Genomic DNA, 12563 nt, shown 5'->3' on the forward strand with positions numbered 1-12563 from the left:
AACCTGCCGGCGGGCCGGCAGAAATTCTTACGGGGTGCGGAGCCTAGGAGGTCCGCGAGGTCAGCCAGATGGTGAAGGCGATGATGACGCCCAGGCCGGCGATCCAGACAAACAGGCCTTCGGAGACCGGGCCGAGGGCGCCGAGGTCGTTGCCGCCCGGGGATCCGTTGGATTCGATCTGCTTAAGGAAGGTGATGATGTCGCGCTTGCCCTCGGGGGAGACGTTGGCGTCGGAGAAGACCGGCATGTTCTGCGGGCCGGTGACCATGGCCTCGTAGATGTGCTTGCCGGACACGTCGGCCAGGGCCGGGGCGAACTTGCCCTTGGTCAGTGCGCCACCGGCAGCGGCGGCGTTGTGGCACATGGCGCAGTTGGTGCGGAACAGCTCGCCACCCTTGGCGGCGTCGCCCTTCTCGTCGAGGACTCCGGCTTCCGGGATGGAGGGGCCGGGGCCCAGGGAGGCTACATAGGCAGCCAGCTGGTGGGTCTGCTCCTCGTTGAACTGGGCGGGCTTCTTGTAAGCCTGCGGACCGTTCATCTGCATGGGCATACGGCCGGTTCCCACCTGGAAGTCAACCGCGGCGGCGCCGACGCCGACGAGCGACGGGCCCGCCTGCGATCCGCTGGCACCCATGCCATGGCAGGTGGCGCAGTTGGCGGCGAACAGCTTGCCGCCCTCCTCCGCGTCGCTTGCGCTGAAGCTCGTGGTGTCGGCCTTGGCCTGGTTGACGGTGGTGGCGACGGCGTACAGCCCACCAGTGATGAGGAGGCCCATCAGCAACAGTGCAACTGCTGCCAGTGGGTGACGTCGCTTCTGCGAGAGTGCCTTCACGTGGTGGTTCCTTTTTTCGATGCTGCGTTGGCTCCGGGAGCCGCTTCTTGAAATTCTATCTCTTGTAGAAAGAGAGACAAGGGGTGGCTACTTGAGGACGTAGATGACCAGGAAGAGGCCGATCCACACGACGTCGACGAAGTGCCAGTAGTACGAGGTGACGATCGCGGAGGTTGCCTCGAAGTGTCCGAACTTCTTGGCCGCGAAGGAGCGTCCCATGATGAGCAGGAACGCGATGAGGCCGCCGATGACGTGGAGGCCGTGGAAGCCGGTGGTCATGTAGAACGCCGAGCCGTAAGCGTTGGAGGAGAGCGAGACGTGCTCGGAGACGAGCATGGCGTACTCGGTCGACTGGCCGGCCACGAAGAACGCACCCATGATGAATGTGAGCGTGAACCACTCATTCATTCCCCAGCGGGAGAAGCTCAGCGGACCGCCAAGGCGGCGCGGCTGAAGCCGTTCCGCGGCGAAGACGCCCATCTGGCAAGTGAAGGAACTGGCCACGAGGACGATCGTGTTAACGAGCGCAAAGGGGAAGTTGAGCTTGGCTGTCTCTTCAGCCCACATCTGTCCGGACGTCGAACGGAGTGTGAAGTACATGGCAAAGAGACCGGCGAAGAACATCAACTCACTGGAGAGCCAGACAACGGTTCCAACGGAAACCATGTTCGGGCGGTTCAGCGTGGGGTGCGCCGGGGTACTGGGGGCATGGGTCGCAGATGTCACATAGACATTATGTCTGTAAAAGTCCTGTGTGCCCAACGCGAACCGCCTTTTGAGGGCACTTTTTCTACAAAGACGCGAAATCGCGCGGAAAAGTTCCGCAGGCCTTCGCATTGGGCATTGCGGCTCCCGGCTCGATAGCATCGGACCGTGACTTCCCAGGCATCTACACCGGCGGCAAGCAGGACCTGGCCGCGCCTTATCGGCGCCCTGATCAAGGGTGAGGACCTCACCGCCGGCGACACCGCCTGGGCCATGGCCTCGATCATGTCCGGTGAGGCCTCGCCGGCACAGGTGGCCGGGTTCCTTGTATCGCTGCGCGCCAAGGGCGAGACGGTGGCCGAACTCACAGGCCTGGTCGAGTCGATGATCAACTCCGCAAACCCGCTGGAGATCGCCGGGGAGAAGCTGGACATCGTCGGCACCGGCGGGGACCAGCTGAACACCGTGAACATCTCCACTATGGCCGCGCTCATCTCCGCCGGCGCCGGCGCCAAAGTGGTCAAGCACGGCGGTCGGGCGGCGTCGTCGGCGTCCGGCTCCGCCGACGTTCTTGAGGCGCTCGGCGTCCGGTTGGACCTGCCGATCCCGCGGGTGGCCCGCAACGCTGAAGAAGCGGGCATCACCTTCTGCTTCGCCCAGGTCTTCCACCCTTCCATGCGGCATGCCGCCGTCGCCCGGCGTGACCTTGGTGTTCCGACGGCCTTCAACTTCCTGGGGCCGATGACCAACCCGGCGCACGTCCAGGCATCCGCGGTGGGTGTGGCCAACGAGCGGATGGCGCCGCTGGTGGCCGGGGTGCTGGCCCGGCGCGGCAGCCGCGGCCTGGTGTTCCGCGGCGACGACGGCCTCGATGAACTGACGACCACCGGCCCCTCCCGCATCTGGGAGATCCGGAACGGCGACGTCGCCGAGCAGACCTTCGACCCGCGCGAGCTGGGCATCCGTCAGGCGACGGTGGCGGAACTGCGCGGAGGCGACGCCGCGGCGAACGCCGCCGTCGTTCGGTCCGTGCTGGCCGGAGATCCCGGGCCGGCGCTGGACGCGGCCCTGCTTAATGCCGCGGCGGGCCTGGTGGCCTTCGACCTGGATGCCGCCGGGCCGCTGACCGAGCGGATGGCCGCGGCGATGAAGCGGGCCGAGGAAGCTGTGCACTCGGGTGCCGCCGCCGCCGTCCTGGACCGCTGGGTGGCGCTGTCCCGCGACTGAACAGTCGCCGGCCGCGCGTGGCTGTGAGCGCTCGAGTGTCTACTGCCTGAGCCTTTGTTGCGCGAGGCGCTTACTGCTCGAAGCCGAGGGCGAAGGCCGCGTCGAGGTCGTGCTGGGAGTAGGCGCGGAAGGCGATGTGGGTGGTGGTGTGCACCACAGCCGGAACTTTGGAGAGCTTGTCCGCGATGACATCCGCCAGATCCTCGTGCTTGGCCACCCGGGCGATGGCGATCAGATCCCACTCGCCGGTGACGGAGTAGACCTCGCTGATGCCCGGGATCGACGAAATTTTCTCGGCCGTCTCCGGGATGGCGGAAGCATCAGTCTTGATCAGGACGAAAGCGGTGATCACGTGGGGACCTTTCGGAGCGGGTGCATCATTGCCGGGGTGCCGGAGCAGGGCCGAAGCCGCCGGTGCGGGCAGGCCCGGATGGTTGCAAGCCTAGTCCATCAGCTCCCGCTGCGGCGGGAGCGCAGCCGCCTCACGCCCGCGGCCAGGAGGCGCCAGCCGAGCAGGAAAACGGCGACGGCAATCAGGGCGACAATCACGAACGGAAGTACCACTACCTGGCCGGTGAGGGCCCGAAGCAGCATGCCCACCGCCACCGTGGCGAGCCAGACGACGACGCCGGACGGCCACACCGCCAGCGGACGGCGCCAGAGACGGAACACCAGCCAGCCAGCCGCGGCTCCGGCCAGGAACGGCCATGCGGTGGCCAGCACGCCGGTGACGATTTCGCCGCGCTGGTGGGCGTCGCGCCCGATGGCGGCGAAGAGCAGGATCAGGAGCGCGTCCGCGGCAGCCGCCAGGATCGCGGTGCGCGGCGCGGGGCGGCGCCCGTCCAGGGGCTGGTTCTGGTGCGGTGCTGGGGCGCTAAGGGGCATGCCCCAAGTTTAACCGGGATCGGCAGGACCGGATTCCTGTGCCCGGCAGCTCGACCGATCCCCGGCCGGTTCCCCGGACCGTGGATTTCGTCGCCCCGCGCGGCTAGCATGGGCGCGACTCATTACACCGGCAGAAACAGCACGAAGGGGTGCGCAATGACAACACTCGCCGATCGGCCGACAACGGGCCTGGTCGTGATCGACGTCCAGAATGGCGTCGTCGAGGGAGCCTACGAGCGGGACCGCGTGGTCCGGAACATCGGCGGCCTGGTCGAGAGGGCCCGCGAGGCGGGGGTTCCGGTGGTCTGGGTGCAGCACTCTTCCGAGCACCTGGCACGCGGCAGCGAAGAGTGGGGAATCGTCCCCGAGCTCTCCCCGCACGACTCCGAGCCGGTGGTCCACAAGAAGTACGCCGACTCGTTCGAGGACACCGACCTGGAGGAGGTCCTCGCTTCGGCCGGGATCGGCAGGCTGGTGGTGTCGGGCGCCCAGACGGACGAATGCATCCGGTCTACCATTCACGGCGCGTTCGTCCGCGGCTACGACGTGACGCTGGTGGGTGACGCGCACACCACCGAGGACCAGTCCGAGTGGGGTGCTCCCAGCCCGGACCTGGTCATTGCGCACACCAATCTCTACTGGCAGTTCCACACCGCCCCGGGCCGCACCGCGGCGGTGCAGGACGCCGCCGCGGTGGACTTTGCCGGGGACAGTACGGGGGAGGAAGCCTAAAGCTCCCCGGTGAGGAACTGGGCGGTACCGTTGCCGAAGGACCAGTCGGCGGCGTCGTTCTCGGTGATGGTGACGATCAGGTCCTGGGGGCTGATGCCGCACTTCGCGTCGAGTCCCGTGGCCAGGAGCCGGTAGAGCTTCTGCTTCGCGTCCTCCGCCCGGCGCCGGCTGGTGAAGCGCAGGACGACGAGGTCGTTGCTGCGGGTCATCCCCAGCCCGGTGTCCAGGGCGACCATCTCGTGCGGCTTGTGCTGGGTCAGGATCTGGTATCGGTCGGTGGGCGGCACCTCGAAGGCCTCCACCATTGACTCGTGAACCGTGTCCAGCAACGCCTGCAGCTGGTCCTGGGTGCGTCCTTCGACGACGTCGATGTTGATCAGTGGCATGGTGCCTCCCGGGTCGGTGCAGTGCGGGACTGCGTTGAATGCTGTCACTTATGGGCAAGTCACCGGAGCGGGCCAAAATTCCGCCAATACCTCTGTGTCATAATATTCGCATGAATGCAGATAAGCCGTGCGGCCTGGACGTCGACGGCGAGTACGTCGAGTTGGCCGTCGAGGTCTTCGCGATGTTGGCGGACGCCACCCGGGTCCGGATCATCCTGGCGTTGCGCGAGGGCGAGCTGTCCGTCAACGAGCTGGCCGAGACCGTGGGGAAGCCCCAGTCCGCGGTCTCCCAGCATCTCGCCAAACTCCGCATGGCGCGGATCGTCTCCACCCGGCACGAGGGCACGCGGGTGTACTACCGGCTCGAGAACGAACACGCCCGCCAGCTCGTGGCGGATGCGATCTACCAAGCCGAACACACCTTGGGCGGCACCCCCCGGCACCACCACGCAGACCAAGAGAGCGGAACGGCATGAAAGACATCACCGACGGCAGCGTGCCGCAGGCCGCCGCCCACCAGCACGACCACGACGACGCGAACGACCACAGTCACGACCACGACCATGCGCACAGTCACGACCACGACCACGCACATGGGCACGTCCACGGTCACAGGCATGCACACGGCCACGACCATGGCCACGAACACCGGGGTGGACTTCGTGGGTTCCTGCACGGATTGTTCGTCCCGCACAGCCACGACGCCGCGGACTCCGTCGATGAGGCCATGGAATCCTCGGCCAAGGGCATCCGGGCGCTGAAGATTTCGCTGGTGGTCCTGGCCGTTACGTCGCTCCTGCAGCTGGTGGTCTTCCTCTTCAGCGGCTCGGTGGCGCTTCTGGCAGACACCATCCACAACTTTTCGGACGCCCTGACTGCGGTGCCGCTCTGGATCGCCTTCGTCCTCAGCCGCCGCGCCGCCACCAGGACCTACAACTTCGGCTACGGCCGGGCCGAGGACCTCGCCGGCCTGTTCATCGTTGCCATGGTGGCGCTGTCCGCCGTCGTCGCCGCCGTCGAATCGGTCATCCGCATCTTCCAGCCCGAGCCCCTCACCAACCTCGGCTGGGTGCTGGCGGCCGGTCTCATCGGCTTCGCCGGCAACGAGATCGTAGCCGTCTATCGCATCCGGGTCGGCAAGGAAATCGGCTCCGCGGCCCTCGTGGCGGACGGCGTGCATGCCCGCACCGACGGGTTCACCTCCCTGGCCGTGGTGGCCGGCGTCATCGGCGTCTGGCTCGGCTTCCCGCTGGCGGACCCGCTGATCGGCATCCTGATCTCGATCACCATCTTCGTGCTGCTCTGGGGAACGGTGCGGGATATCGGTCGGCGCCTGCTCGACGGCGTCGACCCGGCCCTGGTGGACCGGACCGAGGCGGCCATCGAACCCGTGGCACCCGGATCCACCGTCCGGCTCCGCTGGTCCGGGCACCGGCTCCACGTCGAGGTCACCACCCCGGCGCACGCCCACTGGACCATGGCCGAGCTGACGGAAGCCACCCGGTCCATTGAGCAGGCGGTGCGGGGCGGAGTCCGCAACGTCGGAACGGTCGTCGTCGTTGCCGGCTAGGCAACGGACCGGCCGGGTATCAGTGCATCCGGAGGAGGGGCGTCCCGCGAGAACCGGGGCGGCCATCCCCGGCCATGGACGCTTTTTCGTCACAGACGCCGCGCTGGAGATGATCGGCGTGTTCGGTGGCACCCTGCACTGCTACTCGGCCGACGGCGGATGCCGGAAGCAGGGCCTCTATTTTTCCAGGACCCTGCCGCGGAAACCGCTGCGGTGCCAGCTTGAACCGGCGGGGGAGGACGCCGTCGAGCTAAGCGTCAGCGCGGACCTTGCTCCCAGGCTGGACGGGGCGGTACTCGACTTCGGGCTCTACAACAAGATGCAGCGGTTCGTCTGGACTTCGCTGCCGGGGACCAAGGGGCCGCAGTGCACCTGCCTGCGCTCCACCGGGGCGCTCGCCGGTAAGCGTTCGCCGTGCCTCGACGATCAGGGCACGGGCCTGACCGATCTCCGCTAAGAGCCAGGACGCAGGCCACAGCGGCCCGGGCATGACTGTGGGGCGGGACCGAATGGTCCCGCCCCACAGTCACTTCAGGGTGTGATCAGGCCCGCGAACGAAGGACCGTGACCGAGCGGTCACGCACGATCAGGGTCTCGACCGGGGCCTGAACCTGCTGCTCCGGGTCGGTGGAGAGCGCCAGCTCCCATTCCTGACCGGGTGCCGACGGGATGGTAAACTCCACCCCGTTTTCGGCCGCATTGAAGAGCACCGCGAACGCGTCGGCGCCCTCGTGCTCGAGCACGAAGGCGATGGCGCGGTGGTCCTCGGTCCAGTCCTCGTCGCCGAAGCCCTCGGCGTCGGCCCGCAGCACCCGGACGGTGTCCGCGCTGCCGGCCTCGGGGGCGTGGCGGTACCAGGTGGGGCGCAGCGCCGGGTTCTCACGGCGGAGGGTGATCAGCTGGGTGGTGAACTCCAGCAGGTCGCCGTCCACCTTGTTCCAGTCGAACCAGGAAATCTCGTCATCCTGGCAGTAGGCGTTGTTGTTGCCGCCCTGGCTGCGCCCCATTTCGTCGCCGCCGAGGATCATCGGGACGCCGGCGGAGAGCAGCAGGGTGGAGAGGAAGTTACGGCGCTGGCGGTCCCGGAGCTCGTTGACAGCGGGATCGTCGGTGGGGCCCTCCACGCCGTGGTTGGCCGAGCGGTTGTCGCTCTCGCCGTCGTTGTTGTCCTCGCCGTTGGCCTCGTTGTGCTTCTCGTCGTAGGCGGTCAGGTCGGCCAGGGTGAACCCGTCGTGGGCGGTGATGAAGTTGACGCTGGAGAGCGAGGCGCGGCGGCTGCCCTCGTAGACGTCCGGGCTGCCGAGGAAGCGCTGGGCGAAGTCGCCCAGGATGTTCTCGCCGCCGTGCCAGAAGTCACGGGCGTCGTCGCGGTATTTGCCGTTCCATTCGGACCAGTCGGCCGGGAAGCCGCCCACCTGGTAGCCGGCGGTGTCCCACGGCTCGGCGATCATCTTCACCGGGGCGAGGACCGGATCCTGCTCGATCAGGGTGAGGAAGGCGCTGTGTAGTTCGGCGCTGCCGTCCTGGCGGGTCAGCGTGGTGGCCAGGTCGAAGCGGAAGCCGTCGACGTGCATCTCCGTTACCCAGTAGCGGAGCGAGTCCATGATCAGGCCCAGGGCGGCGGGGTGGCCGACGTTGAGGCTGTTGCCCGTGCCGGTGGTGTCGAAGTAAGCCGACTCCTCGCCCTCGACGAGGCGGTAGTAGGCCGCGTTGTCGATGCCCTTGAAGGACAGGGTGGGGCCCATGTGGTTGCCCTCGGCCGTGTGGTTGTAGACGACGTCGAGGATGACCTCGAGGCCGGCCGCGTGGAGCGCCTTGACCATGGCCTTGAACTCGGCGACCTGGCCGCCGCCGTCGCCAGCGGAGCTGTAGTCGCCGTGTGGGGCGAAGAAGCCGATGCTGTTGTAGCCCCAGTAGTTCCGGAGGCCCTTCTCCTCGAGGTGGCTGTCTTGGACGAACTGGTGGACGGGGAGCAGTTCGACGGCGGTCACGCCCAGGTCCGTCAGGTGCTTGATGGCCGCCGGGTGCGCCAGGCCGGCGTAGGTGCCGCGGATGTCCTCGGGGACGTCCGGGTGCTGCTGGGTGAAGCCCTTGACATGGACCTCGTAGACCACAGTCTCGGCGAGGGGAGTGCGGGGGGCGATGTCGGGGGAGCCCGCGTCCCAGTCGAAGGACGGGTCGGTCACGACGCAGCGGGGCGTCGAATCGGCGGAATCGGACTCGTCGAAGACGGTCGGATCGTTCAGGTCGTGCGAGAAGACGGCCTGGCCCCAGTCGTAGCCGCCCTCGACGGCGGTGGCGTGCGGGTCCAGCAGCAGCTTGTTCACGTTGTGCCGCAGGCCGGCGTCCGGGTTCCAGGCCCCGTCGACGCGGATCCCGTAGCGGGTGCCTACCTCGACGCCGGGGACCACGGCGTGGAAGACGTGGCCGGTGCGTTCGGCGAGCGCGGTCCGGGTCTCGTTGCCGTCTCCGTCGAAGACGCAGAAGTCGACGGCGTCGGCAGTCTGCGAGTAGATCGCTACGTTGGCGCCGCCCTCACGCAGCGTGACGCCCAGGGGATAGGGGAGGGAACGCGTGGCGGATGCCGAAGTCATGCGATGCTCGTTTCTCTACGGAAGTGTTAGCCCTCAGTATAGTAAGCATGCTGACGAAAGCTTGAACCGCGACGGCGGGATGTCGACGAAGTCATGTCACAGTTCGGTTGGGGATCGCTCTGGACTCCGCCGGGGCGGGTCCATGCCGGGCGTTAATGCCTGCGCTGGTCAATGCGTGGGCTGCTGGAGATAGAGCGGATGCAGTTGCTGCCAGAGCCGTCGGGCGTCGCAGCGTCCCTTGCCCGCGAGGTGGGATTGCAGGTCCTCGACGTGGATCTGGTCCCCGGCGGCGTAGGCGGCCAGGTTCGTCAGTGGCAGGCCATGGTCCTCGAACACCAGTAGGGTCCCGGTGCCGTGAGGTGCCAGCGTGATCTTCATCAGCCCCTCGGGTTCATCCTCGGACGAGGTGGCGATCCGGATGGCCCTGCGCTTCTCGCACGCCTCGATGCGGCAGGTACCCTCCCAGCCGCTCGCAAAGTAGCGCGCCCGGTACTCGCTCCCCGCGGTGGGGGCTGCCGCAAGCGGCTCTCCCGATATCCCTGCCAGCTCGCCGAGCCAGGCGCCCAGCTCGCTTAGCCCGGTCAGCGCCCTCCATACGGTACCGACGGGCGCGTCCAGGTATTCCTCGAGGCGGACGAACCCCGACGTGCCTGCGGCGTGCAGGGTCCCCAGCAGTCGCGGTGTGTCGGTTTCGGCGTCGGTCATGGGGCCGAGCCTAGCCCGCTTCCGTCCTACAGTCGACGAACCAGGCGGAACCGTTCGAGGACCAGCAGGGTGTCGTCGCGGACCGTGATGCGGGCCTCGTCGAGTGCCTCCCGCATCTGGTCGCTGTGCCAGAAGTTCTCATGTCCGGCGCGCCACTCGGCCACCGTTTCGTAGCCTTCGCCCTCGTCCCGTGCGTGGTCCAGGTCCACCTCGGCCAGCGGCATCCGGCGCACACCCGTGGTCTCGATGACCGCAACGGCACGGCCTGCCGAATCCAGGACCTGCTGCCGCGCCCCGACCATCGGTAAAGGCTCGTCGGCGAGCGCGTACTCCACGGCGAGCGACGTCGTCGACGTCTTTCGGCCATCCAGAATGGCACCCACGAGTGCGTCCCTCAACGGTCCGGGAAAGGCGAACTCGGCGTGCGGCAGGTCCTCATCGGTACACATAGCTCCCTATCCTCCATGGGCTGGACGCTTCAGGCGAAACGGCGAACATGGTTGCCTGCGGGAGCTTCCCCCGACGCGCCGGATCGGGTTGACTGGTAGTAGGGTCCGTCCGTGGACCTCTAAGGGGGACATTGTGGGATCAAAAGGAACGTTGTTCATCGGGTCCGGAGTGGCCCTTCTGGCGGCGGCGCTCATCATGATGCCGTTGCCCCTTTTCGACGCGCTCTCGGGCCGGGGTGTGCCGGGGGTGGCCCTCGCCGCCGGTACCGCATTCCTGCTCGCAGGGCTGGGGCTCCTCGTGACGGGACTCCGACGCCGGTCCCGCAATCTGCGTACGCCGCGCACCTACGCGACGCAAGAGCCGACGTCGCTCGACGAGGATCGGCCGGTCAACCCCTATGCGCTGCCGAAGTCCTACGGAGCCATTCCGCCTCTGCACTGACGCGTCCGGACGCAGGTGTGGGATGCCCCTCCGCAGGCACCCCACACCCCGGGCTCACCGGACGGTGACGCTGACCAGCAAGTCCTTGAGACGGTCATAGTCTTTGGTCTTCATCCACGCCTTGGCCGCCCCCTGGCTGGGAAACGCCGGGTCGGCGAAGATTACCCGCGTAAAAAGCCCATCCCCGCCGGAACCCACCAGGCCGCACCAGGAGGAGACGCCGTCGCCCTCCTGCAGCGAGCGGGGATCCGTGAGGCCCATGGAGTAGGTCTCGCCGCCGGGGGAGACTTCGCTGACAAAGCCGAACGCTGCTGGTCCGCCGTCGGCTGTGGGAATGCCGGGAGCGGCGGCGCGGTCCAAGACCGTGCGGGAGACGGGGCCGCCGGCGCAACCGGCCGTAACACCCCGGGCCAGTAGCACCCGGTCCTTGCCGTACTGGTCCGTGACCAGGGCCTCCACGCCGGGCAGCCCTGCTGGGGGCGTCGAGGTTTGCACGGTCCAGTCGGCAGGGTAGGCGAAGCTCAGTCCGCCGTCCGGAAAGGTGTAGACCTTCGCGTCGCCGGCGTCGCGGCCTTTTGCAGTGTGCGGAGGGGCGGAGGCCTTGGTCGTTGCTTCAACGGACGACGTCGACGTCAACTCGGCGGTGTCCCGCACCACCGGAGACCCGGCGGAGCTCATGCCGGCGTTGCCCGGGTAGGGTCCGCACGCTGTGAGCGCGAACCCAAGGCCCAGACCGGCGGCCATGACAACGGGCAGCAGCACTTTTCGGTGATTCAACATCTTCGACCCCATTTCAGTTGCGGCGGACATTTGTCCGTGTGAAATGAAGGTTTCCGGGGGACGCCGGATCTTTACGGCGTTGGTACATTCGACCGCGCCGGGTTACCAGCCGCCGGTGCCGGGGGCGCCCTTGAACGGGCCCACGATGTTGGCGGTGATCCAGCCGCCGTAGAAGCCGCCCTCCTGCGGGGTGACCCGTTCGCCGTCGATCTCGCAGGCGTCCATCAGGCCGGGATAGAGCGCCACCCGGCCACGCAGGGATTCGAAGCCCTTAGCCGGCTCCGGGTACGTCCAACCGGCCCGATGCGCCGTCGATGACCCGGAGATGACATCGAAGTACCGGGCCTCGCCCTTGAATTCGCAGAAGCTGGAGCCCTCCGCCGGCCGCAGCGCCCCGGCCGGGAAGGCCTCGATAGGCAGGTAGTAGACCGGGGGATGGCTGGTTTCCAGGACGCGGACCGAATCGGTGGTGTCGGCGATGACCTGCCCCCCGAAGCGCACCACCACGCGTTCGCTGCGGTGTTCGACGCGAGGGGGCCGGGGATAGTCCCAGACGGATTCCTGCCCGGGGGCCGGGGGAACGGGACGGGGATGCCGGGAGAAGAGATTCATGGATCGTTGCCGGGGCCGGGGCCGGGGCAGGCGCAGGCCGCGTTGATGCCGCGACCCGTGCGCGCCTGCATCGCGTGCCCGTAGGCGAGGGAGAGGGCCCAGGCGAGGGGGGTACCGTCGCTTGGCCGGTACGTTCGTGCCCGTTTCCAGACGGAGGCGTAGACAGCTTCGAGGACTCCCTGCGCGGCGTGGGCCTCGGGGACGATCTGCCGGATGAGGCCGTAGCACCGGGCCGAGGTGAGGGCGTAAAAGCCCTCCAGCGACGGCTTGTCGGCGGCAGCCACCCCGGCGATGAGTCGGATAAGGTCAGCATTGCGAATATCGACCTCGGGCGCCCCAGGCCCGGCAGAGATGGTAGCCGTCACGGTCACTCCAGACTCTCTCAACGTCTTTACTAGTTTGTCTAGTATTACGCCTACTTATCATATTGTCCACAACGAGGCCGTGCGAATGGCGGGCGGCCTGGTGCCGGGCGGGTATCCGGGGGAGAGCCGGATCGGCTATTCATCCTCGCTCGCTTTGTAGCCGGAAAAGCACGTCCGTCGCCTCACCCGATGGGTGTCACTACGATGAAGGCGCCTCACCGCCGGAACGAGGAGCAAGGGTGCGAAGAATTTGGAGTTGCCTGCGCAGAGCATCGCGCT

The 12563-nt window shown here is 67.5% G+C and carries 17 protein-coding genes; 6 read left to right on the forward strand and 11 right to left on the reverse strand.

The genetic code is table 11. From position 1 onward, the window contains the following. Positions 1-43: 43 nt before the first annotated feature. Together ACFVY3_RS05460 and ACFVY3_RS05465 are read right to left on the reverse strand one after the other, a co-directional pair. A complete protein-coding gene (locus ACFVY3_RS05460) occupies positions 44-832 on the reverse strand; it encodes a c-type cytochrome (protein WP_290257803.1) in 789 nt (262 codons plus the stop codon). A gap of 87 nt (positions 833-919) precedes the next feature. Next, positions 920-1594: a heme-copper oxidase subunit III gene (locus ACFVY3_RS05465; protein ID WP_290257804.1), complete on the reverse strand. Its 675-nt coding sequence runs from the start codon at positions 1592-1594 to the stop codon at positions 920-922. A 111-nt stretch (positions 1595-1705) separates the two neighbouring features. Here ACFVY3_RS05465 and trpD point away from each other — a divergent pair, with 111 nt between their 5' ends. Beyond that, entirely contained in the window at positions 1706-2764 is a 1059-nt protein-coding gene (trpD, locus tag ACFVY3_RS05470) for an anthranilate phosphoribosyltransferase (RefSeq protein WP_364135632.1), read from the forward strand. 70 nt (positions 2765-2834) lie between these two features. Here trpD and ACFVY3_RS05475 read toward each other — a convergent pair whose 3' ends face one another. After that, on the reverse strand, positions 2835-3116 hold the full coding sequence (locus ACFVY3_RS05475; RefSeq protein WP_290257806.1) for an Lrp/AsnC family transcriptional regulator: 282 nt from the start codon (positions 3114-3116) through the stop codon (positions 2835-2837). A 98-nt stretch (positions 3117-3214) separates the two neighbouring features. Beyond that, positions 3215-3649 carry a DUF3054 domain-containing protein gene (locus ACFVY3_RS05480; protein WP_400159004.1) on the reverse strand — a complete coding sequence of 145 codons (435 nt, stop codon included), beginning with the start codon at positions 3647-3649 and terminating at the stop codon, positions 3215-3217. A gap of 156 nt (positions 3650-3805) precedes the next feature. On the opposite strand from ACFVY3_RS05480, the gene ACFVY3_RS05485 reads away from it, so the two are divergent. Beyond that, entirely contained in the window at positions 3806-4381 is a 576-nt protein-coding gene (locus tag ACFVY3_RS05485) for a cysteine hydrolase family protein (RefSeq protein WP_290257808.1), read from the forward strand. Here ACFVY3_RS05485 and ACFVY3_RS05490 read toward each other — a convergent pair. Then, complete coding sequence (locus tag ACFVY3_RS05490) at positions 4378-4767, reverse strand: tautomerase family protein (protein ID WP_400159005.1); 390 nt, start codon at positions 4765-4767, stop codon at positions 4378-4380. The two genes, ACFVY3_RS05485 and ACFVY3_RS05490, sit on opposite strands and share 4 nt — an antisense overlap. A 110-nt stretch (positions 4768-4877) precedes the next feature. Between ACFVY3_RS05490 and ACFVY3_RS05495 the strand changes: the two genes are divergently transcribed. The 3 genes from ACFVY3_RS05495 to ACFVY3_RS05505 all read left to right on the forward strand — a co-directional run bounded on the left by ACFVY3_RS05495 (position 4878) and on the right by ACFVY3_RS05505 (position 6794). Continuing rightward, the gene (locus tag ACFVY3_RS05495; protein ID WP_364135642.1) at positions 4878-5243 is read left to right on the forward strand and encodes a metalloregulator ArsR/SmtB family transcription factor; all 366 of its coding nucleotides are present in this window, start codon (positions 4878-4880) and stop codon (positions 5241-5243) included. Further along, the gene (locus ACFVY3_RS05500; RefSeq protein ID WP_400159006.1) at positions 5240-6337 is read left to right on the forward strand and encodes a cation diffusion facilitator family transporter; all 1098 of its coding nucleotides are present in this window, start codon (positions 5240-5242) and stop codon (positions 6335-6337) included. Before ACFVY3_RS05495 ends, ACFVY3_RS05500 begins: the two co-directional genes overlap by 4 nt. A gap of 109 nt (positions 6338-6446) precedes the next feature. Next, positions 6447-6794 (forward strand): peptidase, encoded by a 348-nt coding sequence (locus tag ACFVY3_RS05505; protein ID WP_400159007.1) that lies wholly within the window; start codon positions 6447-6449, stop codon positions 6792-6794. Positions 6795-6879: 85 nt separating this feature from the next. Here the strand turns inward: ACFVY3_RS05505 and glgX are convergent, their stop codons facing one another. From glgX to ACFVY3_RS05520, 3 genes are all read right to left on the reverse strand, one after another. Continuing rightward, on the reverse strand, positions 6880-8931 hold the full coding sequence (glgX, locus tag ACFVY3_RS05510; RefSeq protein WP_400159008.1) for a glycogen debranching protein GlgX: 2052 nt from the start codon (positions 8929-8931) through the stop codon (positions 6880-6882). A 168-nt stretch (positions 8932-9099) separates the two neighbouring features. After that, complete coding sequence (locus ACFVY3_RS05515) at positions 9100-9636, reverse strand: SRPBCC domain-containing protein (RefSeq protein WP_400159009.1); 537 nt, start codon at positions 9634-9636, stop codon at positions 9100-9102. Positions 9637-9662: 26 nt separating this feature from the next. After that, positions 9663-10085: an ASCH domain-containing protein gene (locus ACFVY3_RS05520; RefSeq protein ID WP_400159010.1), complete on the reverse strand. Its 423-nt coding sequence runs from the start codon at positions 10083-10085 to the stop codon at positions 9663-9665. A 133-nt stretch (positions 10086-10218) separates the two neighbouring features. On the opposite strand from ACFVY3_RS05520, the gene ACFVY3_RS05525 reads away from it, so the two are divergent. Continuing rightward, a complete protein-coding gene (locus ACFVY3_RS05525) occupies positions 10219-10527 on the forward strand; it encodes a hypothetical protein (RefSeq protein ID WP_377970475.1) in 309 nt (102 codons plus the stop codon). A gap of 54 nt (positions 10528-10581) precedes the next feature. Here the strand turns inward: ACFVY3_RS05525 and ACFVY3_RS05530 are convergent, their stop codons facing one another. The 3 genes from ACFVY3_RS05530 to ACFVY3_RS05540 form a co-directional block, all read right to left on the reverse strand. Beyond that, positions 10582-11289 (reverse strand): hypothetical protein, encoded by a 708-nt coding sequence (locus tag ACFVY3_RS05530; protein WP_400159011.1) that lies wholly within the window; start codon positions 11287-11289, stop codon positions 10582-10584. Positions 11290-11409: 120 nt separating this feature from the next. Then, positions 11410-11919 (reverse strand): DUF427 domain-containing protein, encoded by a 510-nt coding sequence (locus ACFVY3_RS05535; RefSeq protein ID WP_400159012.1) that lies wholly within the window; start codon positions 11917-11919, stop codon positions 11410-11412. Next, positions 11916-12284: a hypothetical protein gene (locus ACFVY3_RS05540; protein ID WP_400159013.1), complete on the reverse strand. Its 369-nt coding sequence runs from the start codon at positions 12282-12284 to the stop codon at positions 11916-11918. The genes ACFVY3_RS05535 and ACFVY3_RS05540 overlap by 4 nt, the downstream gene beginning before the upstream one ends. Positions 12285-12563: the final 279 nt, after the last annotated feature.

Origin of the sequence: Arthrobacter sp. BPSS-3 (assembly GCF_044628475.1) — a bacterium.
GTDB lineage: Bacteria > Actinomycetota > Actinomycetes > Actinomycetales > Micrococcaceae > Arthrobacter.

Bases quoted from the DNA above. Each gene is read 5' to 3' on its own strand.
- ACFVY3_RS05535 (WP_400159012.1), bottom strand. From the start codon at position 11,919: ATGAATCTCTTCTCCCGGCATCCCCGTCCCGTTCCCCCGGCCCCCGGG.
- ACFVY3_RS05485 (WP_290257808.1), top strand. From the start codon at position 3,806: ATGACAACACTCGCCGATCGGCCGACAACGGGCCTGGTCGTGATCGAC.
- ACFVY3_RS05480 (WP_400159004.1), bottom strand. From the start codon at position 3,649: ATGCCCCTTAGCGCCCCAGCACCGCACCAGAACCAGCCCCTGGACGGG.
- ACFVY3_RS05495 (WP_364135642.1), top strand. From the start codon at position 4,878: ATGAATGCAGATAAGCCGTGCGGCCTGGACGTCGACGGCGAGTACGTC.
- ACFVY3_RS05490 (WP_400159005.1), bottom strand. From the start codon at position 4,767: ATGCCACTGATCAACATCGACGTCGTCGAAGGACGCACCCAGGACCAG.
- glgX (WP_400159008.1), bottom strand. From the start codon at position 8,931: ATGACTTCGGCATCCGCCACGCGTTCCCTCCCCTATCCCCTGGGCGTC.
- ACFVY3_RS05505 (WP_400159007.1), top strand. From the start codon at position 6,447: ATGATCGGCGTGTTCGGTGGCACCCTGCACTGCTACTCGGCCGACGGC.
- ACFVY3_RS05515 (WP_400159009.1), bottom strand. From the start codon at position 9,636: ATGACCGACGCCGAAACCGACACACCGCGACTGCTGGGGACCCTGCAC.
- ACFVY3_RS05520 (WP_400159010.1), bottom strand. From the start codon at position 10,085: ATGTGTACCGATGAGGACCTGCCGCACGCCGAGTTCGCCTTTCCCGGA.
- ACFVY3_RS05500 (WP_400159006.1), top strand. From the start codon at position 5,240: ATGAAAGACATCACCGACGGCAGCGTGCCGCAGGCCGCCGCCCACCAG.